The 26500-nt window shown below is 72.3% G+C and carries 26 protein-coding genes; 15 read left to right on the forward strand and 11 right to left on the reverse strand.

The window, feature by feature from the left end:
• Positions 1–49: 49 nt before the first annotated feature.
• The 7 genes from M4V62_RS36475 (at position 50) to M4V62_RS36505 (ending at position 9702) form a co-directional block, all read left to right on the forward strand.
• Entirely contained in the window at positions 50–1357 is a 1308-nt protein-coding gene (locus M4V62_RS36475) for a M20 family metallopeptidase (RefSeq protein WP_249591448.1), read from the forward strand.
• On the forward strand, positions 1354–2805 hold the full coding sequence (locus tag M4V62_RS36480; RefSeq protein ID WP_249591449.1) for an aldehyde dehydrogenase family protein: 1452 nt from the start codon (positions 1354–1356) through the stop codon (positions 2803–2805). The genes M4V62_RS36475 and M4V62_RS36480 overlap by 4 nt, the downstream gene beginning before the upstream one ends.
• A gap of 65 nt (positions 2806–2870) precedes the next feature.
• Positions 2871–3713, forward strand: a complete 843-nt coding sequence (locus tag M4V62_RS36485; RefSeq protein ID WP_249591450.1) for an SDR family NAD(P)-dependent oxidoreductase — start codon at positions 2871–2873, stop codon at positions 3711–3713.
• Between the two features lie 70 nt (positions 3714–3783).
• A complete protein-coding gene (locus M4V62_RS36490) occupies positions 3784–4155 on the forward strand; it encodes a DUF3311 domain-containing protein (RefSeq protein ID WP_249591451.1) in 372 nt (123 codons plus the stop codon).
• Entirely contained in the window at positions 4152–5696 is a 1545-nt protein-coding gene (locus M4V62_RS36495; RefSeq protein WP_249591452.1) for a sodium:solute symporter family protein, read from the forward strand. The genes M4V62_RS36490 and M4V62_RS36495 overlap by 4 nt, the downstream gene beginning before the upstream one ends.
• Positions 5693–7315 (forward strand): amidohydrolase, encoded by a 1623-nt coding sequence (locus tag M4V62_RS36500; protein ID WP_249591453.1) that lies wholly within the window; start codon positions 5693–5695, stop codon positions 7313–7315. The genes M4V62_RS36495 and M4V62_RS36500 overlap by 4 nt, the downstream gene beginning before the upstream one ends.
• An 8-nt stretch (positions 7316–7323) precedes the next feature.
• Positions 7324–9702 (forward strand): penicillin acylase family protein, encoded by a 2379-nt coding sequence (locus tag M4V62_RS36505; protein ID WP_249591454.1) that lies wholly within the window; start codon positions 7324–7326, stop codon positions 9700–9702.
• On the opposite strand, the gene M4V62_RS36510 is transcribed toward M4V62_RS36505, so the two are convergent.
• The 6 genes from M4V62_RS36510 to M4V62_RS36535 all read right to left on the reverse strand — a co-directional run bounded on the left by M4V62_RS36510 (position 9675) and on the right by M4V62_RS36535 (position 16074).
• Complete coding sequence (locus tag M4V62_RS36510; RefSeq protein WP_249591455.1) at positions 9675–10751, reverse strand: S-methyl thiohydantoin desulfurase family protein; 1077 nt, start codon at positions 10749–10751, stop codon at positions 9675–9677. The two genes, M4V62_RS36505 and M4V62_RS36510, sit on opposite strands and share 28 nt — an antisense overlap.
• Positions 10744–12324 (reverse strand): hydantoinase/oxoprolinase N-terminal domain-containing protein, encoded by a 1581-nt coding sequence (locus tag M4V62_RS36515; protein WP_249591456.1) that lies wholly within the window; start codon positions 12322–12324, stop codon positions 10744–10746. The genes M4V62_RS36510 and M4V62_RS36515 overlap by 8 nt, the downstream gene beginning before the upstream one ends.
• Before the next feature lie 339 nt (positions 12325–12663).
• The gene (locus tag M4V62_RS36520) at positions 12664–14052 is read right to left on the reverse strand and encodes an NAD(P)/FAD-dependent oxidoreductase (RefSeq protein ID WP_249591457.1); all 1389 of its coding nucleotides are present in this window, start codon (positions 14050–14052) and stop codon (positions 12664–12666) included.
• A 134-nt stretch (positions 14053–14186) separates the two neighbouring features.
• Positions 14187–14999: an MBL fold metallo-hydrolase gene (locus tag M4V62_RS36525; RefSeq protein WP_249591458.1), complete on the reverse strand. Its 813-nt coding sequence runs from the start codon at positions 14997–14999 to the stop codon at positions 14187–14189.
• On the reverse strand, positions 14996–15607 hold the full coding sequence (locus M4V62_RS43645) for a TetR/AcrR family transcriptional regulator (RefSeq protein WP_283779130.1): 612 nt from the start codon (positions 15605–15607) through the stop codon (positions 14996–14998). Before M4V62_RS43645 ends, M4V62_RS36525 begins: the two co-directional genes overlap by 4 nt.
• 74 nt (positions 15608–15681) lie before the next feature.
• The gene (locus tag M4V62_RS36535) at positions 15682–16074 is read right to left on the reverse strand and encodes a VOC family protein (RefSeq protein WP_249591459.1); all 393 of its coding nucleotides are present in this window, start codon (positions 16072–16074) and stop codon (positions 15682–15684) included.
• Between the two features lie 93 nt (positions 16075–16167).
• On the opposite strand from M4V62_RS36535, the gene M4V62_RS36540 reads away from it, so the two are divergent.
• Positions 16168–16719 carry a GNAT family N-acetyltransferase gene (locus tag M4V62_RS36540; protein WP_249591460.1) on the forward strand — a complete coding sequence of 184 codons (552 nt, stop codon included), beginning with the start codon at positions 16168–16170 and terminating at the stop codon, positions 16717–16719.
• 29 nt (positions 16720–16748) lie between these two features.
• Here the strand turns inward: M4V62_RS36540 and M4V62_RS36545 are convergent, their stop codons facing one another.
• The 3 genes from M4V62_RS36545 to M4V62_RS36550 all read right to left on the reverse strand — a co-directional run bounded on the left by M4V62_RS36545 (position 16749) and on the right by M4V62_RS36550 (position 18345).
• On the reverse strand, positions 16749–17432 hold the full coding sequence (locus M4V62_RS36545) for a glycerophosphodiester phosphodiesterase (RefSeq protein WP_249591461.1): 684 nt from the start codon (positions 17430–17432) through the stop codon (positions 16749–16751).
• 74 nt (positions 17433–17506) lie between these two features.
• Positions 17507–17641: a hypothetical protein gene (locus tag M4V62_RS43650; RefSeq protein WP_283779131.1), complete on the reverse strand. Its 135-nt coding sequence runs from the start codon at positions 17639–17641 to the stop codon at positions 17507–17509.
• Positions 17642–17718: 77 nt separating this feature from the next.
• The gene (locus M4V62_RS36550; protein ID WP_249591462.1) at positions 17719–18345 is read right to left on the reverse strand and encodes a PadR family transcriptional regulator; all 627 of its coding nucleotides are present in this window, start codon (positions 18343–18345) and stop codon (positions 17719–17721) included.
• A gap of 79 nt (positions 18346–18424) precedes the next feature.
• Between M4V62_RS36550 and M4V62_RS36555 the strand changes: the two genes are divergently transcribed.
• Positions 18425–19948 (forward strand): bifunctional phosphatase PAP2/diacylglycerol kinase family protein, encoded by a 1524-nt coding sequence (locus M4V62_RS36555; protein WP_249591463.1) that lies wholly within the window; start codon positions 18425–18427, stop codon positions 19946–19948.
• An 80-nt stretch (positions 19949–20028) separates the two neighbouring features.
• A complete protein-coding gene (locus M4V62_RS36560) occupies positions 20029–20691 on the forward strand; it encodes a M23 family metallopeptidase (protein ID WP_249591464.1) in 663 nt (220 codons plus the stop codon).
• An 11-nt stretch (positions 20692–20702) separates the two neighbouring features.
• Here M4V62_RS36560 and M4V62_RS36565 read toward each other — a convergent pair whose 3' ends face one another.
• On the reverse strand, positions 20703–21437 hold the full coding sequence (locus M4V62_RS36565; protein ID WP_249591465.1) for an SDR family oxidoreductase: 735 nt from the start codon (positions 21435–21437) through the stop codon (positions 20703–20705).
• A gap of 232 nt (positions 21438–21669) precedes the next feature.
• On the opposite strand from M4V62_RS36565, the gene M4V62_RS36570 reads away from it, so the two are divergent.
• Positions 21670–22245 carry a TetR/AcrR family transcriptional regulator gene (locus M4V62_RS36570; protein WP_249591466.1) on the forward strand — a complete coding sequence of 192 codons (576 nt, stop codon included), beginning with the start codon at positions 21670–21672 and terminating at the stop codon, positions 22243–22245.
• A 56-nt stretch (positions 22246–22301) separates the two neighbouring features.
• Complete coding sequence (locus M4V62_RS36575) at positions 22302–22676, forward strand: DoxX family protein (protein WP_249591467.1); 375 nt, start codon at positions 22302–22304, stop codon at positions 22674–22676.
• Here M4V62_RS36575 and M4V62_RS36580 read toward each other — a convergent pair.
• Positions 22673–23896 (reverse strand): metallophosphoesterase, encoded by a 1224-nt coding sequence (locus tag M4V62_RS36580; RefSeq protein ID WP_249591468.1) that lies wholly within the window; start codon positions 23894–23896, stop codon positions 22673–22675. The genes M4V62_RS36575 and M4V62_RS36580 overlap by 4 nt on opposite strands.
• Before the next feature lie 136 nt (positions 23897–24032).
• Here M4V62_RS36580 and M4V62_RS36585 point away from each other — a divergent pair, with 136 nt between their 5' ends.
• The 3 genes from M4V62_RS36585 (at position 24033) to M4V62_RS36595 (ending at position 26498) form a co-directional block, all read left to right on the forward strand.
• Positions 24033–24947, forward strand: coding sequence for a LysR family transcriptional regulator (locus tag M4V62_RS36585; RefSeq protein ID WP_249591469.1), 915 nt, complete (start codon positions 24033–24035; stop codon positions 24945–24947).
• Between the two features lie 165 nt (positions 24948–25112).
• The gene (locus M4V62_RS36590; RefSeq protein WP_249591470.1) at positions 25113–25964 is read left to right on the forward strand and encodes an MFS transporter; all 852 of its coding nucleotides are present in this window, start codon (positions 25113–25115) and stop codon (positions 25962–25964) included.
• Between the two features lie 63 nt (positions 25965–26027).
• Positions 26028–26498 carry an MFS transporter gene (locus M4V62_RS36595; RefSeq protein WP_249591471.1) on the forward strand — a complete coding sequence of 157 codons (471 nt, stop codon included), beginning with the start codon at positions 26028–26030 and terminating at the stop codon, positions 26496–26498.
• Positions 26499–26500 lie beyond the last annotated feature (2 nt).

The following is a 26500-nucleotide window of genomic DNA, read 5'->3' on the forward strand; positions in this document are numbered from 1 at the left end:
CTGGTCTGACCAGTCGACTGGCCTCGTGGTCGGCCGACTTGGAGGTTCCATGCACACCAGCTCACGGCACACCGGCTCAGGGGACACCAGCTCACGGGGCACCGGCTCACGGGACACCGGCTCCGGGCACTCCGGATCCGCCGGGCCCCTCACCGACCCGGCCGTCGACTCCGCCGCCGTCGTCGCCTTCACCCAGGATCTGGTCCGGCTGCGCACCGTCAACGCGGCCGGAGCCACCGAGGTCGAGCGGCCCGCCGCCGAACTCGTCGCCCGGCTCTTCACCGAGTTCGGCTGGGCCTACGACGTGGTGGAGGTCGCGCCGGGCCGGCCCAACACCGTCGCCGTCATCGAGGGCGGGGGAGGCGACGGGCCGACCCTGATGTTCGAAGGGCACATCGACGTCGTCACGGAGGGCGATCCGGGCGACTGGAGCGTCGACCCCTACGGAGCCGAGATCCGGGACGGCAAGCTGTGGGGCCGCGGCTCCGCCGACATGAAGTCCGGTGTCGCGGCGATGATCTACGGAGTGCGGGCCCTCCAGCTCGCCGGTCCCTTCCCGGGCCGCGTCGTCCTCGGCGTGCTCTGCGACGAGGAAGGGCTGATGCTCGGCGCGAAGGCGTTCGCCGCCACCCCGCTCGCGCGCGAGGTGGACGGGGTGATCGTCTGCGAGCCGGAGGGGTACGAGGTGTGCACCTCCGCCCGTGGCGGCATCCGGCTCCGGCTCGATCTCGACGGGGTGATGGCCCACGGCGCCATGCCGCAGGAGGCCAAGAGCCCCATCGTCGCAGGCGCGCGCATCGTCGAGGCGCTCGGCCGCGCGCAGGACTGGGCCCAGGAGCGGTACGGCACCCACCCGCACGCCGGGAGTGTGACGGTCACGCCCACCGTGCTGCTCGGCGGGGACCCGGACCAGCTCAACGTCATCCCCGCCCATGGGCTCGTCGGCATCGACGTACGCACGATCCCCGGCACCGATCACGCGGAACTCATCGAGCGCGTACGGCAGTTCGCGGTCGATGCGGCCGGGAGCGTGGGGGTGGGCGTCGGGCTCACCGTCGTCGACGACCGGCCCGCCATCGAACTCCCCGAGGACCACCCGGTGGTCGCCGCGCTCGTCGACGGACACCGTCAAGTGCACGGTGACCCACCGCCGTTCGGTGCCGTACCCGGCACCACGGACGGGACCATCCTGACCCGGGACGCCGGTCTGCCGACCGTCGTCTACGGCCCCGGCGGGAAGTGGATCGCGCACCAGAAGGACGAGTTCGTCGAGGTGCGCGAGATCGTCGAGTACACACGGGTGTACGCCGCCGCGGCCCGCTCCTTCCTGAACGGCGCCACCGGAGGTGCGCGATGACCCGCCCCGGGACGTGCCCCGAAGGGCTGCCGGTCGGGGACGGCTGGGTGACCGCGCCCGCCGGGCAGCCCGTCCGCTTTCCGTACGACGGCACTGAGATCGCCGTGGCGCCTGTCGGTGACCAGGACCTCGCGGTGCGCGCGGTCGAGCACGCCGCGGCAGTGCGGGTGGAAGTCGGCAGGCTGACCGCCGGGGTGCGGCGGCAGGTGCTCGCCGGGGTCGCCGCGTCCCTCGCCGACGCGGCGGCGGAGCTGGTGGACCTGCTCGTCCTGGAGACCGGGAAGCCCCGCGTCGACTGCGGGGTCGAGATGCAGCGGGCCGTGGCCACCTGGCAGTCGGCCGCGGACGAGGTGGCCCATCTGCACGGCGAGACCGTGCCGCTGGACCTCCAGCCCTCCGGGGAGGGCCTCTTCGGCTTCTGGACGCGCAAGCCCGTCGGCGTCGTGGTCGGCATCGCGGGCTTCAACTACCCGGTCCTGCTCGCCTCCCACAAGATCGCACCGGCGCTCGCCGCGGGCTGCCCGGTGATCGTCAAGCCCGCCCCCGCGACACCGCTCGCCACCCTGCGGCTCGTCCATCTCGTACGGGAGCAGCTCGTGGCGGCGGGTGCGCCCGCGGGGGCCGTGCAACTCGTCACGGGGGACGCGGAGGTCGGCCGTACGCTCACCACGCACCCGGAGGTCGCGGCGGTCTCCTTCACCGGGTCCGCGGCCGTCGGCCACCACATCGCGCGCGACGCGGCACCCCGCAAGGTGGTCCTCGAACTCGGCTCCAACGCGGCCCTCGTCGTGGCCGCGGACGCCGATCTCGAAGCGGCCGCGGACGCGGTGGTGCGCGGCGGGTTCTACGCATCGGGCCAGGCCTGCATCTCCGTACAGCGGGTGATCGTCGTGGACGCGGTGGCGGAGGCGTTCGAGAAGCTGCTCGCGCAGCGGCTGCCGGACGTGGTGGTCGGCGATCCCCGGGACCCCGGGACCCGCGTCTCGGCGCTCATCGACGAGACGGCGACGCGGCGGGTGCTCGACTGGGTCGAGCGGGCACGGGCGGCGGGAGCGCGCCTGGTGGCCGGGGGAGTCCGTGACACGGGCGGCCGGTGCATCGCCCCGACCCTGCTCGCGGAGGTCCCCGACGGGGAACCCGCCTGGGACGAGGAGATCTTCGGCCCGGTCGTCTGCCTGCGCGCGGTGCCGGATCTGGACACCGCGTACGACCTCGTCAACGCGAGCCGTTACGGCCTGCACGCGGCCGTCTTCACCCGCGACCTGCGCGCCGCGCTCGGCGCTGTGGACCGGCTTGAGGTCGGCGGTGTCGTGGTGAACGAAGTCCCCGGCTACCGCAGCGACATCGCCCCCTACGGAGGCGTCAAGGACTCGGGCATCGGACGCGAGGGCCCCAGGTTCGCCATCGAGGAACTGACGGTGACACGGATGGTCGTCGTACGCCCCTAGGCCTTCAGCAGCGACAGCAGGCACCCGGCAGCCTTCAGCAGCGACACCACCACCCGACCGACCCGATGGACCGACGGCCCGGCAAGAGAGGCATCACCACCATGGACTACGGCAATCTGTTCCGGCTCGACGGCCGCCGCGTCGCGGTCGTGGGCGGCGCGAGCGGCATCGGCCGCGAGGCCGTCCGCGCCCTTGTCGCCCAGGGCGCGCACGTCGTCGTCGCCGACCGGGACACGGAGGGCGCGGCCCGGACTGCGGCACTCGCGGTGGGGGAGGGGGTGGGCGAGGCGGCGGCCCAGGGCATCGGTACCGCCGAGACCCACCCCCTGGACGTTCTCGACCCCGAAGCCGTCCGTGCCGCGGTCGCCGCATGGGGGCCGCTCGACGGGCTCGTCGTCACCGTCGGGGCCAATGTGCGCAAGCGCATCGCCGACTACAGCCTCGACGAGTTCGACCGTGTCATCGCGCTGAACCTGCGCTCCTATCTCACGCTCATCCAGGCCGTCGCCCCCGGCATGGCCGAGCGGGGGCGCGGGAGCGTGGTCGGGTTCGCCTCGATGCGGGCCTTCCAGGTGGAGCCGGGGCAGGGGCCTTACGCCGCGTCCAAGGCGGGCCTCGTCCAGTTGCTGCGGACCGCCGCCGCAGAATGGGGGCCGCAGGGCGTGCGCTTCAACGCGGTCGCGCCCGGCGTCGTCCGTACTCCGCTCACCGATCAGATCGCCGCCGACCCCGCATGGTTCGATGCCTACGCCCAGGCCTCCGCGCTCAAGCGGTGGGCCCGTGCCGACGAACTCGCAGGCGCCGTCGCCTATCTCGTGTCGGACGCGTCCACGTTCGTCACCGGCACCGTGCTGAGCGTCGACGGCGGCTGGACCGCGGTCGACGGCCGCTACGACCCCTCCGTGTAGCCCTCCCCCTGCTGCTTCTCCCTCCCTTTCCCCCGGTGTGCCTTTGATGCCGCCCCTCAAGGAGTTCCCCATGCCCCCGACAGCTGATGACGGCGTGAAAGACAGCGCCGGAGACAGCACGAGCGACCCCGCGGCCTCGCCCCTCGACGGCCTCCCCACCGTCCGCGGCGTGGCCCGCCCCTCCCTCTGGCTGCTCCTCGTCCCCGTCCTGCTCTACGGCGCCGCCCCGCTCGTGGCCAACCGCATCGAGCCGCGCATCCTCGGCGTCCCCTTCCTCCTGGCCTGGGTCATCGCCGCCACGGTGATCAGCCCCCTGGTCATCTGGCTCGCCGCCCGGCTCGACCCGGCGTACCGCACGAACGCCGTCGAGCCCATCCCGGCCGACGACCTCGCCGACGACCTCGCGGGCACCGGCCCCTACACCGAAGGAGGCCGCCGATGAACGGCTCCGCAGCAGTCGCGACCACCATCTTCGGTCTCGCCATGGTCGCCACCATCGGGATCGGCGTATGGAGCGCCCGCGGCCGGTCCAAGGGCCTCGCCGAGTGGTCCGTCTCCAGCCGCGGGCTCGGCGTCCTGTTCATCTGGCTGCTCATGGCCGGCGAGACGTACACGAGCTTCTCGTTCCTCGGCACCGCGGGCTGGTCGTACTCCTTCGGCGCGCCGATCCTCTACCTGGTCGCCTATCTGACCGTCGGTTTCGCCGTCGCGTACGTCGTCGGCCCCGCCCTGTGGACGTACGCGTCCCGGCACGGCCTCATCTCGATCGCGGACATCGCCGAATTCCGGTTCCGCTCACGCCCGGTGGGGATCCTCGTCGCCGTCGTCGCGACCGTCTTCATCGTCCCCTACATCCAGGTGCAGATTCAGGGCATGGGCGTCGTCGTGAACGCGATGACGTACGGCAGCGTCGACCTCAAGGTCGCCGCCGTCATCTCCTTCGTCGTCGCCGAGGTGTTCATCCTCGTGTCCGGCCTGCGCGGCTCGGCGTGGGTGAGCGCGCTCAAGGACATGCTGGTGATCGTCGCCGTCGTGTTCCTCGCCGTGTACATCCCGATGCACTACCTCGGCGGGTTCAGCGACTTCATGCAGCGCATGGTGACCGAGAAGCCCGAGTGGCTGACCTTCCCCGGGCACGAGTCCGGCGGGCGCAACGCCATGTGGTTCCTCAGCACCGTGGTCCTGAACGCCGTGACGATCACCATCTTCCCGACCACCGTGGCCGGTTACCTGAGCGCGAAGAGCCCGAACGCGCTGCGCCGCAACGCGCTGCTCCTGCCCTGGTACCAGCTGCTCCTGTTCGTTCCGATGGTGGTCGGCGCCACGGCGCTGTTCGTGATGCCGACCCTGGGCAATCCCGACCTGGCCCTCTTCAGCCTCGTCACCGACTCCTTGCCCTCACCCGTCGTCGCGCTCATCGGCGTCGCGGGCGCCCTCTCGGCGATCGTGCCGATGAGCGTCTTCATGCTCTCCATCGGCACGCTGTGGGGCCGCACGATCCTCGGCGGCGGCAACGGCGCGGACCCGCGGGCGCGCCGCCGCGCGCTCGGGAAGTCCGGCGACGCGAACGACATGCGCACCAAGCGGCTCTCCCAACTGGTCTGCGTCATCGCGGGGCTGATCGCCCTCGCGGGCAGTCTCTTCTACCCGAACACCCTCGTGGAGCTCTCCGTCCTGTCGTACGAGGGTCTGGCGCAGCTCGTGCCGGTCGTGCTGCTGGCCCTGTTCTGGCGGCGTCTCACCGCCAGGGCCGCCGTCGCGGGGATGGTCACCGGGCTCGTGGTGATGACCGCGCTGTGGGCCACCGACAACGACCCGTACCACGGCGTGAACGGCGGCATCATCGCGCTCGCCGCCAACCTCGTCGTGCTGCTCGCGGTCGTCCGGCTGGCGCCGGGGCCCGGACCGGCCGCCGTGGCGGCCGCCGACCCGGCCGTTCCGGGCGAGAGTTCGGCGCAGGCCTCGGTGAAGGAGTCCCGATGATCGACGAGACCGCACCCGTCCTCCACCGGGCCGCCCACATCGTCAGCCAGCGCGCCGACGGGCGGCCCGAGCCGGAGATGATCGCCGTCGCCGACGGCCGCGTCCGGGCGACCGGTTCGGTGGCCGCGCTGCGGGACCGGTTCCCCGGCGCCGAGGAGGTCGACTTCGGGGACGCCACCCTCGTACCAGGCCTGAACGACGCGCACATCCACCTCGTCATGACGGCCGAGGACCTGCTCCACCTCGACCTGTCGGCGGCGGCCGTGGACGGCGTCGACGGCCTGCTCGCCACGGTGGCCGCCGAGGCGGCGAGGACACCCCCGGGTGCCTGGGTGCGCGGCAGCCGCTACGACGACGTGAAGACCGGCCCCCTCACCCGCACCGAACTCGACCGGGTCGCGCCCGATCACCCCGCGCTCGTCGTGCACGTCGCCGGGCACTGGGGCGTCGTCAACTCCGCGGCGCTGCGCGAGCTGCGGATCGACGAGAGCGCGCCCGACCCGGACGGCGGCGCGTACGGGCGGGGCGCGGACGGCCGTCTCGACGGGCGGCTGGTCGAGCGGGCCCTGATGAACGTCGTCTATCCCGCCACCGCACGCGGCGACACCGCGCTCGCGCCCAGCTCGGTCCAGGACAAGCTGCGGGGGCTCGGCCGCGCGCAGGAGCTGTGGCACGCCGCCGGGCTCACCTCGGTGTGCGACGCGCTGATCGCACCGGACGACATCGCGCTCCTGCAACGTGCCCGATCGGCAGGGGAGTTGACCCTGCGCGTCGGCATGCTGCTCTCCGTCGATCACTACGCCAAGGCGCGGGCGCTCGGCGTCGGCAGCGGCTTCGGTGACGATCTGCTGCGGCTCGTCGGGGTGAAGGCCTTCCTGGACGGTGCCGTCGGCGGCCGCACCTGCCTGCTCAGCGAGCCCTTCGCCGATCACGGCGGGCACGGCCTGCAGACCACCTCCACCGAGGAGCTGTTCACGCACGTGCGCGCCGTCCACCGTGACGGCAACCGGATCGGCGTGCACGCCAACGGCGACGCCGCCATCCGTCTCGTGCTCGACGCCTTCGAGGAAGCCGCACGCGAACTGCCTCGGCCGGGCCTGCGCCACCGCATCGAGCACTGCAGCCTCGTGGACGAGGAGATCCTCGCCCGGATGGGACAACTGGGTGCGATAGCGGTGCCGTTCGCCGGATACCCCGGCTACCACGGAGGCGCCCTGAACACCTGGTACGGCGAGGACCGCACCGAGCGCATGTTCGCGCACCGCTCGTTCCTGGACGCGGGGGTGGCCGTCGCCGGATCCTCCGACTACCCCTGCGGTCCCTATCAGCCGCTGCTCGGCCTCCAGTCGATGGTCACCCGCGAGGGCATGGACGACGGCGTGGCCGTGGGCCCCGGCCAGCGGGTCACCGCCGCGGAGGCGCTGCGGATCTTCACGCTCGGATCGGCCGAGGCGGAGGGCACCGAACAGTACAAGGGGCGCCTCACCGCAGGGCAGTTGGCGGACTTCGTCGTACTGGACGAGAATCCGCTCGTGATCGATCCGCACGGCATCGCGGGGATCGCGGTGCGGGCCACCTATGTGGGTGGCGAGCGGGTGCACGCGATGAAGGGGGAGTGAGGGCGCGCATGACCGACAGGGACGTCTACGAGGTGCCGGGCCTCCGGGAGCCCGTGGAGATCCGGATCGACCAGTGGGGCGTCCCGCACCTGTACGCCGCATCGCAGGACGACCTCTTCCTGGCCCAGGGCTTCAACGCCGCCCGCGACCGCCTCTTCCAGCTCGACCTGTGGCGGCGCCGCGGACTCGGCCTGCTCGCCGAGGTGTTGGGGGAGCGGTACGCCGAACACGACCGTGCGGCACGGCTGTTCCTCTATCGCGGTGACATGGCCGAGGAGTGGCGCGCGTACGGGGGCGACACGGAGCGGGTGACGACGGCGTTCGTCGACGGCATCAACGCGTACGTGACGCTGTGCCGCGCCGACGCGACGAAACTCCCACCCGAATGCGCCCTGTTGAAGTACGAACCGGCCTACTGGCAGCCCTCCGACGTGGCCCGCATCCGCAGCCACGGCCTCCAGTACAACCTCCGCGACGAGGTCGCCCGCGCCCTCACCCTGCGCGACCACGGCCCCGGGGCGGAGGAACTGAGGCGCCGCCGCGAGCCCGCCCCGCACCGGCTGCGTGTCCCCGAAGGCCTCGACCTGTCCGTCATCCCGGCCGACGTCCTGCGCGTGTACGAGATGGCCACCACGCCCCCGTGGGCGGCGGGCGCGGCGCCCCGCCAGGGCCTGGACGGCTCCAACAACTGGGTCATCGCCCCGTCCCGCACGGCCACCGGCCGCCCGCTCCTGGCCAACGACCCGCACCGCGGGATCGCCCTGCCCGCCCTCCGCTACCTCGCACACCTCTCGGCACCGGGCATCGACGCCATCGGAGCGGGCGAACCGGCCCTGCCCGGCATCTCCATCGGCCACAACGGCCACGTCGCCTTCGGTCTGACGATCTTCCCGATCGACCAGGAGGACCTGTACGTCTACCGCACGAACCCGGCGAACCCGCACGAGTACTGGTACCAGGACCACTGGGAGCCGATGACGCGCGTCACCGAGCCGATCCCGGTGCGCGGCGGCCAACCCGTCGAGGCAGAGCTGTGGTTCACCCGCCACGGCCCGGTCATCCGCGAACTCCCCGACAAGAAAGCCGCGTTCGCGGTCCGCGCGGCGTGGCTCGGCCCCGGCATGGCCCCCTACCTGGGCAGCATGGACTACATGCGGGCTGCGAGCCCCGACGCGTTCGTGGCGGCGATGCGCCGCTGGGGAGCCCCCGGCGAGAACCAGGTCTACGCGTCCCCCGACGGCACGATCGGCTGGCGCCCTGCAGGACGCGTCCCCGTCCGCCCCGGCTGGGACGGCACACTCCCCGTGCCGGGCGACGGCCGCTACGAATGGGACGGCTTCCTGGACGTGGAGGAACTCCCCTCGGTCCGCGACCCGGCCCAGGGCTGGTTCGCCACGGCCAACGAGCTGAACCTGCCGCCGACGTACCCGAACGCGGAGAAGACGGTGACGTACGACTGGTACGCGCCGACCCGCCACGACCGCATCACGGAGGAACTGAGCGCGCACGAGGCCTGGACGGTCGAGGAGTGCGTACGGCTCCAGGCCGACTACGTGAGCCCGCCGGGGCGGCGGATACAGGGGCTGCTCGCGGGGTTGGGTGAGCCGGGTGCGGAGGGCGGCGTCAGTGCCCCCGGCGTCCGCCTCACCGCAGCCCTCGCCCTCCTCCGCGGCTGGGACGCCCGCCTCACCGCCGAATCACCGGCCGCCGCCCTCTTCGAGGTCTGGTACCGGCGGCACCTGCGCCCCGCCCTCCTCGCGCGGGCCCTCGGCGCGGTCGTGGACGAGGAGCAGCACGAGCGGGCCCTGGCGCGGATCCTGCCCGCCGAGGACGCGGCGGCGGACGCCCGCGTCGACCTGGAACTCCTGGACGGCGACCCGGATCCCGCACTGCTTCTCGGCACGCTCGCCGCGGCCGTGGAGGAACTCACCGGGCTCCTGGGCGCCGATCCGGACGCCTGGTCCTGGGGCGCGCTCCACCACGCCCACCCGCACCACCCCATCGCCGCCCTGCTCGACGGGCCCGCCCCCCAGTGGGCCTCTGTGGGCCCCGTGCCGCGCGGCGGCAGCGGGGACACCGTGGGGGCCGCCGCCTACGGTGCCGGGTTCCGGCAGACCGCGGGGGCCACCTTCCGGATCGTCGTGGACGTCGGCTCCTGGGACGACTCCGTGGCGATGAACTCGCCGGGGCAGTCCGGCGTTCCGGGCAGCCCGCACTACGACGACCTGTTCGCGAGCTGGGCCGCCGACGGTTCCTTCCCGCTGCTCTACTCGCGGGAGGCGGTGGAGAAGCACACACGGCGGACGATCACGCTGCGACCGTCCGCCGAGGCGGTTCAGGGGGCGGCTCAAGGGGCGTCTCAGGCGGCCGATCCGAAGGGCAGGTAGTCCACCTCGTACCCGAAGGAGCGGGGACCGGCGAGCGCGAGGCCGCCGGGAGTGGTCCAGCGCGGATCGCAGCGGGCGCCGACGATGCTCACGCGCCGGCCGTAACGCAGGCCCTCCGTCGTCACCGGGTCGCCGGTGTCGCTGTCCAGGACGCAGATGAGGTCGGGCGTGGTCGCCACCGTCGCCCCGTCGCGCGTGGCGATCAAGTGCTCGTTCTGGAAGCCGAGTTCGAGCACCCGGTCCGCGTCGTCCCGCGTCCCTTCGACGCGGGCGTGACCGCGCGCGAAGCCGCCCTCCGTGCGACGGTCGACGTCGAGGACCTTGCCCGCCAGGAGGACCTTGCCGTCCAGCGTCGCCCGCACCGCTTCCACCGGATCGCCGTGCGCGGCGCGCGCCTCGCGCACCACCGCGCCCAGCCGCGCGGCGAGCGTCAGCGTCGCGGGGACAAGGCCGTCGGCGAGCTGATCGCCGCGCAGCACCGTGTCCGCGCAGCTGATCTGACAGCCGAGCTCCACGCACACCGCGCGTGCGATCCGCTCGGCCGCGTGATTGTCGACGGCCTCGACGATGACCGTGTTGCCCTTGTCGTCGGCCAGCGCCATCGGCGAGTTGGTGATCCCGGCGAGGCCGGGCAGCACCATCTGCGCCTCGGGGAACGCCCGCCCCATCGCGTCCCCGTCCACGAGGGGAAGCCCGGCCCGTGCGGCACACGCGATCGGCAGCATCGAGTTGACCCCGCCGACCTCAAGGGCGGTGAGGTGCGTGGCCCGGCGCCCGAGGTGTCTCTCCAGGGCGCGCAGCGCGGCCAGTTCCTCGCTTCCGTTGGGTATGCGTTCCAGGAGGACGGTGGGCGCGCCCATGCCGGAGATGGGGACGACGGTCGCGTCGGCGTCGACCTCGTCGATGCGCACGACCCGCACCGGACCGTGCGCGCGGATCGCCTCGCGGGCGAGCAGCTTTCCGATGTAGGGGTCACCGCCGCCGCCCGTGCCGAGGATGCCCGCGCCCCGGGCGATGTCGTCGAGGTTGTCGAGGGTGACCTCACGCATCGCGGATCGCCCCGGCATCGGCCCCCGTGGCCGCGGGCAGACGCCCCAGGTCGAGATCGCCCACCGCTTTGACGCGGATGCGCGTCGCACCGCCTGGCACATAGGCGAGCGGCACCTCCTCGATGTCGACGACGCGTACGCTGCCGGGCCGTGCCCCGGCATCCAGCGCACGCCCGACGGCGTCCTCGCGGGCCCCGGCGAGCACCGCGTCCCGGCGGCCGTCGGGGACGTGGAAGACCCGGTCGACCTCGCCGCCGACCTGCGCGATCGCCGCGCCCACCGCGTTGGCCACGTCGAAGTGCCAAGGCCTGCGCACATCGGCGAAGCCGGGCAGCCCGTCGGGGACGAGGACGGAGCCGCCGCCGACGGCGACCACCGGAAGCACCGCCTCCGAGGTCCGCATCCGGTCGATGCCCTCGGCGAGCCGCTCGGCGATACGCTCCAGGGCGCGCTCGGTGAACTCCCGGTCGAGATGGGCCACATGGGAGCTGTCCCCGATGTCGGCCCGGCCCGCGGCCACCGCGAGATCCGTCGCCGTGAGCCGCGTGCCGCCGAAGACGAGCGCCTCCTCCGTGAGCAGGTAGCCGACCGACCGGGGCCCGCTCTCGCCGTCGGGCGACACCCAGGACCCACCGCCGATGCCGAGCGAAAGGACGTCAGGGACACGGAAGTTGGTGCGGATCCCCGCGGCCTCGCTCTCGCCCGATGCCTCGCGCGGAAAGCCGCCGGTGAGGATGCCGATGTCGGCCGTCGTGCCGCCCACGTCGACGACCGCGCAGTCTCCGAGCCCGGAGAGGAAGGCCGCGCCCCGCATCGAGTTGGTCGGCCCCGACGCGAACGTCGCCACGGGGCACGCGCGCGCGAAGTCGGCGTCCATCAGCGTTCCGTCGTTCTGCGACAGGAAGAACGGCGCCGTGATCGACATCTCGGCCAGCGCCTTCCCGAACGACTCGACGATGACGGTGGCCAGGTCACGCAGCGAGGCGTTGATGATCGTGGCGTTCTCCCGCGCGAGCAGCCCGACCCGGCCCAGATCGTGCGAGAGCGAGAAGTGCACGCCCTCGCCCAGCTCGTCCCGCAGGATCTCGGCGGCGCGCTGCTCGTCGGCCTTCGCCACCGGCGAGAACACCGACGACACGGCGACCGAGGTGAGCCCGCGCGCGGCGATGTCGGCGGCCGTCCGCTTGAGCTCGTCCGGGTCGAGCGGCGAGAGCGGCCGCCCGTCGAACTCCCGTCCGCCGTGGCAGAGGTAGCCGTGCCCGCCGACGGCGTCCCGCTGCCGCGCGGGCCAGTCCGCCATGGGCGGCAGGGCGGCGGTGGCGGGCAGACCGAGACGTACGGCCGCCACGGGAGTGAGCCGGGCGCCCTCGACGAGCGCGTTGACGAAGTGCGTCGTGCCGATCATCACCGCGGCGACGGATTCGACGGGCGGTGCGAGCGCCCGGATCGCTGCGGTGACACCGGAGGTGATGTCGGGGGTGGTCGGTGACTTGACGGCCGCGAGCACGCGGTCGTCGTGCCCCAGGAGGGCGGCGTCGGTGTTGGTCCCACCGACATCGATGCCGATACGCATGGTGGTGGAGTCCTTCGTGTGACGACGGGTGATGCGTAGTACGGACGTGACGCACGCCGTGATCAACCAGGCGGCGGGACGGCGCCCTGGAGGGGCGTCCATCGGCCACCTGACGGCAGCATCGACCTTCAGACGACGGCCGCCCCTTTCCGGAGCCTTGCGCGTGCGCCCTTTGCTCCGACGCAGCCGGACCCGGGGCAAGTTGAGAGCGGCGACCACCCACCACTGGTAGTCGCCGCTCAGCCGCACGACCAGGGAGGCGGCGACCGCCCCGGCGTGCGCGTGTTCCTCGGTGGTACGCCCCCGGTCACCACCCGGAGGCCGCTCCGGTTGCCGCCGTCAGGGCAGCAGCGGCTTCTCCGGAGCCATCGAACGCCCCGCCACCTCCGCCGTCACCCGCGCGTGGATCTCCTCGGGCGACAGATAGACATCCGTCATCTCGAAGTCCTTGAGTGTGGCGGGCCGTTGGGTCTGGAACCCGGTGCGTACGTAGTCGTCGCCGGCGAGGGCGTTGAGCCCCCAGTTCGCGGCCGTGCGGAAACGCGCGGTGACGGTGCGCAGGGCGCCCAAGTGGTAGCCGCGCGCGACGATTTGAGCGGGCAGACCGGTCAACTGCACGCCCAGCGGCTTCGATACGGCCTGAATACCACCCAGGTCGACGACCAGACCCATGTCCTTGTGCCGGTAGGGGGTCAGCGGCGCGCCCCGCAGTGCCGCGGTGACGTTCTTCGCGGCGGCCCACCCCTGCCGCATCGCGTGCTGCGCGGTCGGCGGGCAGATCGCGTCGCCGCCCTTGACGAGGTCGGGTACGGCCGCCGCGTCGCCGAGCGCGAACACACCGTCGAGGCCGGGCACCGTCAGCTCCGGGTCGACGACCAGGCGCCCCCGGTTGGTCTCGGCGCCCAGCGTGGCGATGAGCGGGCTCGGCGCCACGCCGGCGGTCCAGATCAGGGTGTGGCAGGGCAGCGTGCGCCCGTCGGTCAGGGTGACGGTGTCCTCCGTCGCCTTCTCCACCGTGACCCCGAGCGACACCTCGATCCCGCGTCGCTGCACGATGGCGAGGGCCTTCTCCCCGAGCCGGTCGCCCAGCTCGGGCATCAACTTCGGCGCCACGTCGACCAGATGCCACTTGATCTGCGAGACGTCGAGCCCCGGGTACCGCTTGACGGCGGCGCTCGTCAGACGCTGCAGATAGGCCGCCGTCTCCGTGCCCGCGTACCCGCCGCCGACGACCACGAACTGCAGCCGGGCCTCCCGCTCCGCGCGGTCCGAGCTCGCCGACGCCAGGTCGAGCTGCGAGATCACGTGGTCACGGATCCAGGCGGCCTCGGCCAGCGTCTTCACGCCCACGGCGTGCCGGTCGACACCGGGGATGTCGAACTGCCGGGTCACGCTGCCCGGGGTCAGGACGAGGTAGTCGTAGCGCTCCACGACCTCCTCGCCGTTGATCTTGCGTACGATCACGGCTTTCGCGTGCGGGTCGACCCCGATGGCCCCGCCCGGCACGATCGCCGTACGGCGCAGCATGCGGCGCAGCGGCACCGCGACCGCCTGCGGGGTGAGGACGCCCGAGGCGACGTGGGGGAGCAGCGGGAGATACAGCTGATGGTCCTGCGGGCTGATGAGCCGCAGTTCGGCGTCCTGCGCCTTGAGCGTCCGCTCCAGCTTGTGCGCGCACTCCATACCGGCGAAACCGCCGCCGATGATCAGAATCCGGGGACGTTGCATAAGAGATCGCTCCAGGGTTGGGCGAGGGGTCCGGTCAATCCTCCGACGAGGGGTGGCCCGGCGCACGTCGGATGCGCCGGGCGAGGAACCCGAGTACCCCCGAACCGTCGGACGACCACACCCGAACCGTCGGATCAGCCCCCTGCCCCCGCGAGCCGGAGATAGTCCCACGGATCGTGGGCGTTGAGCACGGTGAACTCGTCCGTCCGGGTGGCCACCTCCCGCAGCCGCTCCTGATTGGCGACCCGCAGCTCGGCGTCCACCTGGGCGTCCAGCTGGATGATGTCCATCAGGGGGTGCGAGTGCGGGGCGTCCTGCGCGATCTCACGGTGGTAGAAGTACGCGTCCCCGGCGTGCACGAGCCACCGCCCGCGATCCTGCACCGCCACGGCGGCATGCCCGGCGCTGTGCCCGCCGAGCGGCACGATGAGGAACTCCTCGCCCAGCCCCGCCAGTTGGCGCACCCCGGCGAACCCGGCCCACTCCTCGCCCGCGTTCTCCTCGTACGTCTGCCAGCGCGGGCCATGGGCCCAGTGCGCGGGCCGGTAGCGACGGCTGGGCGCCTCGGTGAGCGCCGCGTCGAGTTCGGCGGCCATGAGGTGCACACGCGCCTGGGGAAAGTCGGGAAGGCCACCGCTGTGGTCGACGTCGAGATGCGTGAGGGCGATGTGCCGCACGTCGGACGCCGCATACCCGAGCCGCTCGACCTGCGAAAGCGCGGTCTCGGCGAAGTCCAGCTCAGGAGCGGCGAGTTCGGTCCACTCCGGATCGAGGGATTCGAGCGGCCTGCGCACATCGTCACGGCCGAGCCCGCTCTCGACGAGCACGAGCCCCTCCGTGTCGGTCTCCACCAACAGGCAGTGGCATACGGCGTGCAGCGGAGGCGGCCCGTCATAGGTGGCCTCGATCTTCATCATGGACCCGCAGTTGAGATGATGAACCCTCATACGTCCCTCCCCATCTCAAGGCTCTGCTTCTCAAGGCTCTGCGCGACGACCGAGCCGACGCGCCGGGCGACCGACGAGATGACGGTGGTGTCACGCCGCACCTGCGCGAGGAGGAGCGCCCCCTGCAACGAGGACATCACGAGCTCGGCGAGCTCGGCGGCCTCGTCATCGGCGGCCCCCCACCCCCGCAAGGCTTCGGCGAGCCCCGCAAGCCAGGAGTCATAGGCGACGTGGCAGGCATCGCTGATGGGCCCGTCGCCCCCGGACTGTTCGAGCGCGACGGTGGCGACGGGGCACCCGTCCCGGAAGTCGGAAGCCCGCAGCCCTCCGGCGAGCAACTCGCCGACCCCGACGACGGCATCGGCCACCCCGCCCGCGGAGCCCACGACGGAGGCCATACGAGCCCCCATCTCACCCCCGGCAAGCGCCACGGCCTCGGCGGCCAACTGCTCCTTGCCCTGCGGAAAGTGAAAGTACAACGACCCCTTGGGGGCGCCGCTCTCCGCGAGCACTTGATTGAGTCCCGTCGCGCCGTACCCCTGCCGCTGGAACAGATCGGCGGCTGTACGGAGGATGCGGGCGCGGGTGTCGCCGCGTGTCTTGGTCACACAGGGGACTCTAGACCGACCGGTCTAGAGAGAACAAGAGGTCAGGTAGGGAGAGAAGAGAGGAGGGCTCGCCTTCAGATTCCAGGCCGGTACCGGATGGGATGGTCCTCCGGCACCTCGACGATGACGATCTTGACGCCGTCCGGATCCGCGATCCACATCTCCACCAGGCCCCAGGGTTCCTTCACCGGCTCCCGCACCACCGCCACCCCTCGCGCCACGAGGTCCGCGTGTGCCGCCCGTGCGTCCGCCACCTGCAACCACAGCTGAAGGCCGGGGGCGGGCGGTGTCGGGGAGCGGCCGGAGACCTCGAGGAAGCCGCCGCCCAGGAAGTAGACCGTGCCGCGCTCGGGGCCCGTGCCGAACTCGCGGTAGACGGCCAGGCCCAGTGCCTCGCCGTAGAACGCACGTGAGCGCTCGGGGTCGGTGGGGCGGAGAAGGATCCTGCTGCTCAGTACATGCACCATGCAGCCGCACCTTAGTGGGGCGATACGCTCGGCGGTGCCTCGCCCACGCCGCGGCCGACAGCGGTGGGCCAGAGAGATCGGAGAATCCGCCCCATGGACACCGCACCGCGCCCCAGCACGAGCGACCTCACCTTCCGGGATGCCACCGACGCGGACGCCGACGTGCTCGTCTCGCTCATCGAGTCGGCGTACCGCGGTGACTCCAGCCGGGCGGGCTGGACCACGGAGGCGGACATCCTTCAGGGGCAGCGGACCGACCCGCAGGGTGTCGTCGACGTCATCAAGTCGCCCGCGAGCAAGCTGCTCACCGTCGAGCGCGACGGCGAGGTCGTCGCCTGCTGCCAGCTCGAACACCGCGGCGAGCACGCCTACTTCGGCATGTTCGCGGTGAGCCCGGCGCTCCAGGGCGCGGGCCTCGGCAAGGTGATCATGGCGGAGGCCGAGCGCACCGTCCGCGAGGCATGGGGCGCGCAGGAGATGCACATGACCGTGATCTCCGTACGCAACGACCTCATCGCCTGGTACGAGCGGCGCGGCTACCGCCGTACGGGAAAGATGACTCCCTTCCCGTACGGCGACGAGCGCTTCGGTATTCCGCAGCGGGACGACCTGCAGTTCGAGTTGCTGGTCAAGTCCCTGGTCTGAGCGCGTGCGTCCGCATGTGCTGAGCCGGGTCAGGCCGTGAAGCGGCCCGTCCGCTTGATCTCCGGGTAGTCCGTGGTCGCGCCGTCAAGCTGCAGCGCGCGCACGAGCCGCAGATCGTCCTGCGTGTTCACGACCCAGCCGATGATCCGCAGGTCGGCCTTCCTGGCACGCTCGACGATCTCCAGCGTCAGGCGCCTGATGTTCAGCACGAGAGTGGTGGCACCGACCGCCGTGGCGCGCTCCACGACGTCGGTGCCGTAGCGGCTCGCGACGAGCGCGGTGCGTACGCCGGGGACGAGGCGCGCGATCTCGGCGATCGCCTCGTCGTGGAAGGAGATCACCTCGACGCGGCCGACCAGATCGCGGCGGTGCATCACCTCGGCGAGGGCGCGGGCGGCGGCCACGTCCTTGATCTCGGCCTGCAGCGGCGCCTTCACGGCGTCGAGGACCTCTTCGAAGACGGGGATGCGCTCGCCGCGCCCCGCGTCGAGCTCCCGCAGCTCGGCCAGGGTCTTCTCGGCGATCGGTCCCTTGCCGTCGGTCGTACGGGCCACGTCGGCGTCGTGCATGACGACGAGGGCGCCGTCCTTGCTCAGATGCAGATCGAGCTCGATGAGATCGAGGCCCGCGGCTTGCGCGGCGATGAAGGACCGGAGGGTGTTCTCGGGTTCGACACCCATGACCCCGCGATGACCGATGGTGAGGAAGTTCAAGGTTCACTCGCTTCCGTCGACGGCGGCTCGGTGGCCACGCGGCGAGGACGGAGGTGCCACGCGGCGGTCGCAGCCTAACGGCCCGCCTCCGTGAAGGAACCGCCCGTACCGGGGTGCCCCGAAGAATCGGAGTCGTCCGCTCTGCTTCCCACGATCCCGAGAAGGAGCCCGGTGATGACGGCGGCGACAAGTACGGCACGGGTGGTCACAGGTGCACTGCTCCATACGGCGGGGGCGGCTGACCCCGTCCGTCCTACCGGCCAAGGGCCCGGCGCCGCGAGCCACGTCACCCGTGGGTGGGCGAGTCCTCGGAGGGTTGACCGGAGACTTCCGCGAGGTCGACGCGAGCGAGATCGGCGAGCATCGCCTCCGCCAGTTCGATCTCGGCCTCAAGCCGTCGCCCGCTCCACCGGAGCGCGATCTGCGGGTGCGTCCACGCCTCCTGCCCGTCCGCGCGGGCGAGCGCGTCGTGCACCTCCTTCAGCTCGCCCCGCGTGTGCGCGATGTGCTCGCTCACCAGGGCCCGCAGGTGATCGGGAGCCGCGAGGTGCCCGAGCCAGACCCGCAGCAGCAGCGGGTGCTTGAGGACGGGCGGCCCCGCGTCCTCGGCGCCCCCCGCCCATCCGACGAGCGCCGCGCGCCCCTCGGGAGTGATGGCGTACGAGCGCTTCGCGCGGGGCTCCTCGGGGCCCGAGCGCCGTGACGTGGCGTACCCCAGCGCTTCGAGGCGCCGCAGCTCGGCGTAGATCTGGCTGATGGCGGGTGACCAGTAGAAGTGGCGCAGCGACGCGTCGGCCCACTTCTTCAGTTCGTACCCGGTCCGCTCCCCGGGGAAGGAGAGCAGGCCGAGCACGGCCCATGCGGTCGGGGGCAGCTCGGAGGGGCGCTGCGGGGTGGGGCGAGGGGCTGCCATATGACTGATTGAAGTGAACGTCACAGTGCCCGCGCAAGATGTGTGCGGTGCGAAGGGCGTGCGGGGGTATAGGGGGTTCATGAGTGATCTTCCGCGACCGCACATCCGCAGACTGTTCGGGGCCACCGACCGGTTGGCGTTCCACCGCGTGGCCGCCCGCTCCTGGCCGGCGGCGCAGCCCGTCCTGCCACGGCTGAGCCGCAGCGCCGACCACGGGCTGCTGTGGTTCGGCATCGCCGCGGGGATGTGGGCGTTCGGCGGTGCGCGCGGCAGGCGTGCCGCGGTGCGCGGCGTCGCCTCCCTGGCTCTCGCCTCGGGCACGGTGAACACCCTGGGCAAGAGTGCGGTGCGCCGCTCGCGGCCCGTACTCGACGCGGTGCCGGTGATAAGGCACCTCTCCAGCCAGCCGATCACCAGCTCCTTCCCCTCCGGGCACTCGGCATCGGCGGCGGCCTTCGCCACGGGTGTGGCGCTGGAGTCACGGGGCCTTGGCGCGGCCGTGGCCCCGGTCGCCGCGTCGGTGGCCTTCTCCCGCGTCTACACCGGCGTGCACTACCCCAGTGACGTCCTGGTCGGCGCGGCCCTCGGCGTGGGCGCCGCCTACGCGGTGCGCGGCATGGTGCCCTCCAGGGCGCAGATGCCGCCGCCCGCGCGGCCCCGGACGGACGCGCCCGCGCTGCCGGACGGCGAGGGCCTCGTCGTGGTGGTCAACCCCTCCTCCGGCGCCCAGCCGCAACTCATGGACCCCGTCCGGCAGTTGAAGACGGCCCTGCCCCGTGCGGAGGTCGTCCTGTACGAGGAGGACGCGGGGCCGCTGCCCAAGGTCCTGGAGGAAGCGGCCAGGGACGCGGCCCGGCGCGGCGGGGTCTTCGGCGTGTGCGGGGGAGACGGCACGGTGAACGCCGCCGTGACACCGGCCCTGCGCCACGACGTGCCCCTGATGGTGCTGCCCGGCGGAACGTTCAACCACTTCGCCGCGGACCTGGGCGTCGACACGGTCGCGGACGCCTGCGCCGCCCTCGCCGAGGGCAGCGCCGTACGGGCCGACGTCGGCCGGATCAAGTCCCTGGCCGGGACCGGGCCCGACGGCCGGACGCACACCGAGCCGGTGTACTTCCTGAACACGTTCAGCCTCGGCGCCTACCCGGAGCTCGTACGCATCAGGGAGGAATGGTCCCCGAAGGTCGGCGGTCCGCCCGCCGCGCTGCTCGGCGTCGCCCAGATCCTGCACACTGGACAGCCGCTGCGCGCGGTGGTGAACGGCAAGGCCCGCTCGATGTGGCTGCTCTTCGCGGGCAACGGCGCCTACCGCAGCGCAGGCATCGCCCCGGTGCGCCGGCACGACCTCGCCGACGGCGTGCTCGACGTCCGCATCGCGCACGGCGGGCACTTCGCGCGCACCCGCCTCCTTGTCGCGGCGCTGGCCGGGCAGCTGGCCAAGACCCGCCTGTACGCGTCCGCCAAGGCCCAGCGCCTGGTCATCTCCGGTCTGCCCGAGGACACACAAATGGCGTACGACGGCGAACTCGCCCCCGCGCCCTCCGCGCTGCTCCTCGACAAGCTCCCCGAAGCGCTCACCGTGTACCGGCCGAGCTCCGACTGACCGCGGCGCGCGCCGAACGCGTTACGCCAAGCGGCGCATTCGGCGTGCGCGCCGGGCCCGTCGCGCGTGTCCTTGCGGGCATGGGCTACGACATAGACAGCCCGCGTGAAGCGGGCACCACACGACGTGACGTACTGAGCGTCGCCGCGGTCCTCCTGGCCGGCGGCGCCTTCACGGTGGCGGGACCCGCGCCGCACGCCGCCGCGGAATCCGAGGATGACGGCGGTGAGGGCGGCTGCGGCGCCGGCTACGACGAGGAGTTCGAGGAAGCCCTCGCCGAGGCGGACGAGGCGATCCCCGAGGACCGCGCGCTCGCCCCCCAAGGACCTCCCGGCAGATTCGCGCTGCCGCTCCGCAGACGCTTCCGCGTCACCGCCCGGTACGGAGTACGGGGCAACTGGCTCGCCGGGCACCACACCGGCATCGACCTCGCCGTCCCCTCGGGGACCCCGGTGCACGCCGTCGGCGCGGGCACCGTGGTCCTGGCGCGCTGGTCGGGGGCGTACGGCAAGGCGGTGACGGTGCGGCTGCGGGACGGGCACTACGCCGTGTACGCGCACCTCTCCCGCATCTCCGTGCGCCAGGGGGCCCGCATCGGCACCGGCGACCGGCTCGGCAGCAGCGGGGCCACGGGGCGGGCCACCGGACCCCACCTCCACCTGGAGATCCGGGCCCGGCGCGGCTACGGATCGGACGTCAATCCGGTCAGCTACCTCGCGAGGCGAGGCGCCCGGCTGCTCTGAGGCGTGAGGTCTCAGGCCTGCGCGGTGGGGCGGACGACGATGTCGCCCACGTCGACACCGTCCGGCTGCTCGACGGCGAAGGCGATGGCGCGGGCCACCGCGTCCGGCGAGAGGCCGACCGTGTCCATGCTGTCGCGGATCCGGGCCTTCACCTCGGGGTCCATGTGGTCCGCGAACTCCGTCCGTACGAAGCCGGGGGAGACGACGGTGACGCGCAGACTGTCACCCGCCTCCTGGCGCAGGCCCTCCGAGACGGTGCGGACGGCGTTCTTCGTGGCGGCGTACACCGACTGGAGCGGAACGATGCGCAGCCCGGCGGTGGAGACGGTGTTGACGAAGTGTCCTGAGCCCTGTTCGCGGAAGACGGGCAGGGCGGCGGCGATCCCGTAGAGGACGCCCTTGAGGTTCACGTCGATCATCTGCTCCCAGTCCTCGACGCGGAGGTCGTCGAGGGGTGAGATGGGCCCGACCCCGGCGTTGCTGACGAGGACGTCGAGCCGCCCGAACCGCTCGCGTGCCAGCTCGACGAGGCCGGTCAGATCCGCGCGCCGCGTCACGTCCGTGCGCGCCCATGCGGCTTCGCCTCCGGTCTGTTCGATGCGGGCGGCGAGCGCCTGGAGACGTTCGGGGCGGCGCGCCCCGAGGACGACCTTCGCGCCGCGCCCGGCGAGGAGCAGCGCGGTCGCCTCGCCGATGCCGCTGCTGGCGCCGGTGATGGCCACGACCTTGCCTGCGATTCCCGACATGATCGGCAGTCCTTTCCTGGGGGGTCCTCCCGCGGAAATGGGGAGGGGCGGGGCGGTTCTGTGCCCTGGGTGGTTAAAGTGGAGGCGCCGCCACTTCGCTCGGTCAGGCTAAGCGGAGGCTCCTCCACTTAGCAAGCGACGGCGGGCGACGGCGGCAAAGCGGCGGCGTACGAAGGCGTGCGACGGTGCGCGGAGACTTGGGAAGCCGAACGAAGGCAGGGGAGAACCGCCGATGGTCCGAGAGGCAGGCCGCCCACTGAGGGCGGACGCGCAGCGCAACCGGGACAAGATCCTGGCCGCCGCGGTGCGGGTGTTCACCGAGGAGGGGCTCGACGCCCACTTCGAGCGCATCGCACGGGAGGCGGGCGTGGGCACGGGCACCCTCTACCGGAACTTCCCGACGCGGGAGGCGCTGATCGAGGCCGCCTACCGCAACGAAGTGGCCCGGCTGTGCGACGCGGTCCCCGACCTCCTGGCGACGATGCCGCCACGGGACGCCCTGCACGCGTGGATGCGCCGCTTCCTCGACTACGTGAGCGCCAAGCTCGGCATGGCCGAAGCGCTGCGGTCCGTCGTCGCCTCGGGGGTCAACCCCTATGGCGAGAGCCGCGAGATGATCCAGGCGGCCCTCACCTCGCTCATGGATGCGGGGGTCGCCGCCGGTGTCATCCGCTCCGACATCCGTCCGACCGACCTGTTCGCCGCGCTGGCCGGCATCGCGCTCACCTCGGGCGAGCCGGAGCAGCGGGAACAGGCCGAGCGCCTCGTCGACCTCACGCTGGACGGACTGACGCCCAGGGACCGGTGACTCATTACTTACTGTCGAGTAAGGTCAGCCTCCCCGTCCCCTCTTGAGGAGGCAGCATGCCGCTGGCGCCCCGTTCCCCCTTGCTCCTGGCCGGTCTGCTCGCCGGGGCCGGGGTCGCCCATCTCGCCGCCCCGAAGCCGTTCGACGCCACCATTCCGCGCGTCCTGCCCGGATCGCCGCGCACCTGGACGTACGCGAGCGGCGCGGTAGAGCTGGCTCTCGCGGCCGGAGTGGCGCTGCCCCGCACCCGGCGCACCGCGGCGCTCGCCACGGCGGCCTTCTTCGTGGGCGTGTTCCCCGCCAACGTACAAATGGCGGTGGACTGGCGGCGCCGCCCCGCCCCGCTCAGGGCCGCGGCGATCGGCCGCCTCCCGCTCCAGGTCCCGCTCGTGCTGTGGGCCAGGAACGTGGCGGGGAACGCCCGGTCCTAGCCCACGCTGCTGCGGCCCGCGACCGCGGTGGAGGTCGTCGTGGTGTGCGCCAGGTGCGCGGTCCGTGCCGGGACGTCGACCGTGTAGGTGTCCACGGTCATGGCCCGCTCGGAGACCTTGAGCACCATGAAGCCCACGTCGGAGAAGTTCTCCCAGGCGGCGGGGTGGTCGAAGTGGGCCTTTCCGTCACCGGACTTGGCAGCCGCCCCGCAGACGATCTGGCGGGTGCCCGCCGTGCGGGTCGTGGGCTCCAGAACCTGGAGGGTGTGGTCGTGCCCGGACAGGATCAGGTCGGCCCTGCCGCACACCACCTCCTCGTACAGCTCCTTGAGGTGGATCCCGCTCGTGTAGTGGCCGATGACGAATCCGTCGTACGAACCGGCGCTGCCGTGCTTCCCGTTGTTCAGGTAGGGGTGGTGGCCGAGGACCACCTTCCAGCGGGCCCGGGACGCGGACAGCGCGGCGTCGAGCCACTGGCGCTGGGCGCGCATGTAAGGGCCGTCCCACCGGTAGTGGGGCGAGATCTGGGCGACGGTCGACGCGACGGGGTTGGTGTCGAGGGCGAAGAACTCCACCACCGGGTCGTCACCGGCGCCCTGGCCTTCGGAGGACGGCAGCGTGACGTTGTAGTAGCGGCTCGGCATGTACCAGCGCGGTGAGGAGGCCGCGTACGAGACCTCGCGGTCCCCGCGCGAGGGGTCGCCGCCGCTGCCCGGGATCAGGCCCGAGCAGTCGTGGTTGCCGAGGACCATCAGCCAGGGGACGTCGATGCCGGTGTTGGGGGTCTCGAACTTGGTCCGGAACTCGGAGTCGTGGTCGGACTCGGGCCCGTTCTCGTAGATGTTGTCGCCCAGGCCGACGGCCAGTGATATCCCCTCGTCACGGCAGACCCGCCGGGCGGCCTCCGTCACGGCCAGCTGCTCCTCGCCGCCCGTGCCGGCGTCGCCGGTCACCAGGACGGCGAACTCCCCCTTCTGATTCGGCCCGTCGGGGAACGGGAACTTCGCCACGCCCTGCGCCGCCGTGGCCTGCCGCCCGCCGAACGGCAGGACCGCGAGCGCGGCTCCGGCGGCCGCACCGCCGAGCAGCGTGCGCCGGTGCAGCGTGAGGGCCTGCGGCCCCCACCTGTCGGCGAGGTCCCGGGCGAGCGGCGCGTCGGCCCGCAGCCACTGCTTCTCGGTCAAGTCCGCGCGGGGCGGTATCAGTTCGTCATCGCACATCAGAGCGTTCTCCCACATCGGCGCGGACAGCGGAAGACGATCAGGCGAATTGCCGGTGGCGACCCGGCCATCAGGGTGGTGCGGGCCGCGCGCCCCTGCCCGGTGCGTCCCCGACCGGCGCCGTAGGGTCACCGGCGTGGAGCTCAGACACCTGTCCGGATTTGTCGCCGTCGCCGAGGAACTGCACTTCGGCCGCGCCGCCGACCGCCTGCACATCGCCCAGTCGCCCCTGAGCCAGCAGATCAAGCTCCTGGAGCGCGACCTCGGGGTCAAGCTGTTCGACCGCACCACCCGCACCGTCCGCCTCACCCCCGCGGGCCAGGCGCTCCTGGAGCCCGCCCGGCGGCTGCTCGCCGACGCGTCGGCGGTGCGGCGCACGGTGCGGGCCGCGCATCTGGGCGAGGTCGGCCGCGTCAGCGTCGGCTTCGCCGGGGCCAGCAGCTACTCGGCGCTGCCGCTGCTCACCCGCGCCGTCAACTCCCAGCTCCCGGGCATCGAGCTGGTCCTTGAGGGCCAGACGTACACGGGCGAGGCACTGCGCAGGGTCGCCGATGGGACGCTCGACATCGGGTTCGTGGCGCTTCCCGTGCGGCGCGGCATCACGGCCCGCGTGGTGCGCATGGAGCGGCTCGTGCTCGCCCTGCCCGACAGCCATCCGCTGGCCGCGCGACCCGAGGTCCCGGTGAGCGAACTGGCCGGCGAGCCGCTCGTGACGTTCCCGCTGTCCCGCGAGTCCGCGGTGCGCGAGGCCATGGTGCAGGCCTGCCACGAGGCCGGGTTCGCGCCCCGGATCGTGCAGGAGGCGCCGGACTCGTACAACATGCTGGCCCTGGTGGGGGCGGGCGTGGGCCTCGCGGTGGTGGTGGAGTCGGCCCGCAACATCCATCTGGAGCACGTCGTGTTCCGGCCGCTCGCCGGGGACGACGTGCCGGTCCTTCCGATCGCGCTCGGCTGGCGCACCGGCAACCGGTCGGCGGCGCTGCACGCGGTGCTCCGGGTGGCCGAGGAGGTCCTGCCCGTACCCGCCGACGCCCCTGATTCTGCTGGATGACGTCTCAGTGCGGGCCGTTATCGGTCTTGGACACCTCCTAATGCCGGAAGGCAGAGTGATCCACGTCTCGCGACGGAGCGAGGACCGGCAGCCGGCCGCTCGGCTCCCCATCCCCACCTCGTCGCCCTCCGTCGCGGGATCTGCCGCCACGAGAGGACGCTCGTCATGCAGCAAGACGCCCCGGCTTCCGGGGACCCGAACGGTGCCCCGGCCCCGGGGGCACAGGAAGCCCCCGATCCACGACTCGTCCGCGAGGCGCGCCGCGCGGGCGCCACCGCGTTCGTCGGCACCACCATCGAATGGTTCGACTTCTACATCTACGGGTCCGCGTCGGCCCTGGTCCTCGGCAAGATCTTCTTCGCCGAGGCCTCACCCGCCGTGGGCACCCTCGCGGCCTTCGCCACCTTCTGGGTCGGCTTCCTCGCCCGCCCCATCGGCGGGCTGATATTCGGGCACTTCGGCGACAAGTACGGCCGCAAGAAGGCCCTGGTCACCACCCTGACGATGATGGGCGGCGCCACGTTCTGCGTGGGACTGCTCCCGGGGTACGCGCAGATCGGCGCCGCGGCGCCGGTCCTCCTCGTCCTGCTGCGCATGATCCAGGGCGTGGCGATGGGCGGCGAGTGGGGCGGAGCCGTCCTCATCGCCACCGAGTACGCCCCGCCGGGCCGCAAGCTCCTCTACGGCGCCTTCGCCCAGCAGGGCTCCCCGGTCGGCAACCTCCTGGCGACCCTCGCCTTCCTGGGTATGGCCCAACTCCCCGACGCCGCCTTCGAGTCGTGGGGCTGGCGCGTGCCGTTCCTGTTCTCCGCCGTCCTGGTCGCCGTCGGGCTCTTCATCCGGCTCAGGCTCGCGGAGACCCCCGAGATGCAGGCCGCGCTGGCCCGCAAGAAGACCATCAAGCTGCCCATCAAGGAAGTGCTCACGCGCTCCCCGATGCTCGTGTTCCTCGGCGTGCTCGCCGGCACGGCAGGCGTCGCGATCACCTACGTCAAGACGACCTTCGCGCTCTCCTAGGCCACCGCCGACCTGGACTTCGACCGCACGACATTCCTCACGGTCATCTCGCTCGCCCTGGTCGTGCAGGTCATCGTGCAGCCCTTCGGCGCCGTGCTCGCCACCAAGTGGCCCGTGCGCAAAGCCGTGTTGTGGATGCTCCTGCCGGAATTCGTCCTGCTGCCGCTGATGTTCGTCCTCGTCGGGACGGGTGACTTCTGGCTCGCCGTCCTCGGCATGGGCCTCGCGACCTTCCCGCACGCCATGTACTACGCCGCGCTCGCCGGGATCCTCGCCCGCGTATTCCCCGTCGAGGTCCGCTACACCGGCATGTCCCTCTCGTACCAGCTGTGCACGACCCTGTTCGCAGGGACCGCGCCGATCGTCTCGCAGTACCTGCTGACGACCTTCCACTCGATCTGGCCCGTCGTCGCCCTCGGCCTCGGCTACACCGCGCTCACCCTCGCCGGCGTGCTGCCCCTCCTCGCCCGCACCGGCGACGCGGCCGACGACACCGCCGACGTTGCCAACTCCCGTACCGCACAGCCCGCCTGACC

Source organism: Streptomyces durmitorensis (assembly GCF_023498005.1).
GTDB classification, from domain to species: domain Bacteria; phylum Actinomycetota; class Actinomycetes; order Streptomycetales; family Streptomycetaceae; genus Streptomyces; species Streptomyces durmitorensis.

Coding starts and splice junctions, on each gene's coding strand:
- M4V62_RS36475 (WP_249591448.1), top strand. CDS start 50: ATGCACACCAGCTCACGGCACACCGGCTCAGGGGACACCAGCTCACGG.
- M4V62_RS36480 (WP_249591449.1), top strand. CDS start 1,354: ATGACCCGCCCCGGGACGTGCCCCGAAGGGCTGCCGGTCGGGGACGGC.
- M4V62_RS36485 (WP_249591450.1), top strand. CDS start 2,871: ATGGACCGACGGCCCGGCAAGAGAGGCATCACCACCATGGACTACGGC.
- M4V62_RS36490 (WP_249591451.1), top strand. CDS start 3,784: ATGCCCCCGACAGCTGATGACGGCGTGAAAGACAGCGCCGGAGACAGC.
- M4V62_RS36495 (WP_249591452.1), top strand. CDS start 4,152: ATGAACGGCTCCGCAGCAGTCGCGACCACCATCTTCGGTCTCGCCATG.
- M4V62_RS36500 (WP_249591453.1), top strand. CDS start 5,693: ATGATCGACGAGACCGCACCCGTCCTCCACCGGGCCGCCCACATCGTC.
- M4V62_RS36505 (WP_249591454.1), top strand. CDS start 7,324: ATGACCGACAGGGACGTCTACGAGGTGCCGGGCCTCCGGGAGCCCGTG.
- M4V62_RS36510 (WP_249591455.1), bottom strand. CDS start 10,751: ATGCGTGAGGTCACCCTCGACAACCTCGACGACATCGCCCGGGGCGCG.
- M4V62_RS36515 (WP_249591456.1), bottom strand. CDS start 12,324: ATGCGTATCGGCATCGATGTCGGTGGGACCAACACCGACGCCGCCCTC.
- M4V62_RS36520 (WP_249591457.1), bottom strand. CDS start 14,052: ATGCAACGTCCCCGGATTCTGATCATCGGCGGCGGTTTCGCCGGTATG.
- M4V62_RS36525 (WP_249591458.1), bottom strand. CDS start 14,999: ATGAGGGTTCATCATCTCAACTGCGGGTCCATGATGAAGATCGAGGCC.
- M4V62_RS36535 (WP_249591459.1), bottom strand. CDS start 16,074: ATGGTGCATGTACTGAGCAGCAGGATCCTTCTCCGCCCCACCGACCCC.
- M4V62_RS36540 (WP_249591460.1), top strand. CDS start 16,168: ATGGACACCGCACCGCGCCCCAGCACGAGCGACCTCACCTTCCGGGAT.
- M4V62_RS36550 (WP_249591462.1), bottom strand. CDS start 18,345: ATGGCAGCCCCTCGCCCCACCCCGCAGCGCCCCTCCGAGCTGCCCCCG.
- M4V62_RS36555 (WP_249591463.1), top strand. CDS start 18,425: ATGAGTGATCTTCCGCGACCGCACATCCGCAGACTGTTCGGGGCCACC.
- M4V62_RS36560 (WP_249591464.1), top strand. CDS start 20,029: ATGGGCTACGACATAGACAGCCCGCGTGAAGCGGGCACCACACGACGT.
- M4V62_RS36565 (WP_249591465.1), bottom strand. CDS start 21,437: ATGTCGGGAATCGCAGGCAAGGTCGTGGCCATCACCGGCGCCAGCAGC.
- M4V62_RS36570 (WP_249591466.1), top strand. CDS start 21,670: ATGGTCCGAGAGGCAGGCCGCCCACTGAGGGCGGACGCGCAGCGCAAC.
- M4V62_RS36575 (WP_249591467.1), top strand. CDS start 22,302: ATGCCGCTGGCGCCCCGTTCCCCCTTGCTCCTGGCCGGTCTGCTCGCC.
- M4V62_RS36580 (WP_249591468.1), bottom strand. CDS start 23,896: ATGTGCGATGACGAACTGATACCGCCCCGCGCGGACTTGACCGAGAAG.
- M4V62_RS36590 (WP_249591470.1), top strand. CDS start 25,113: ATGCAGCAAGACGCCCCGGCTTCCGGGGACCCGAACGGTGCCCCGGCC.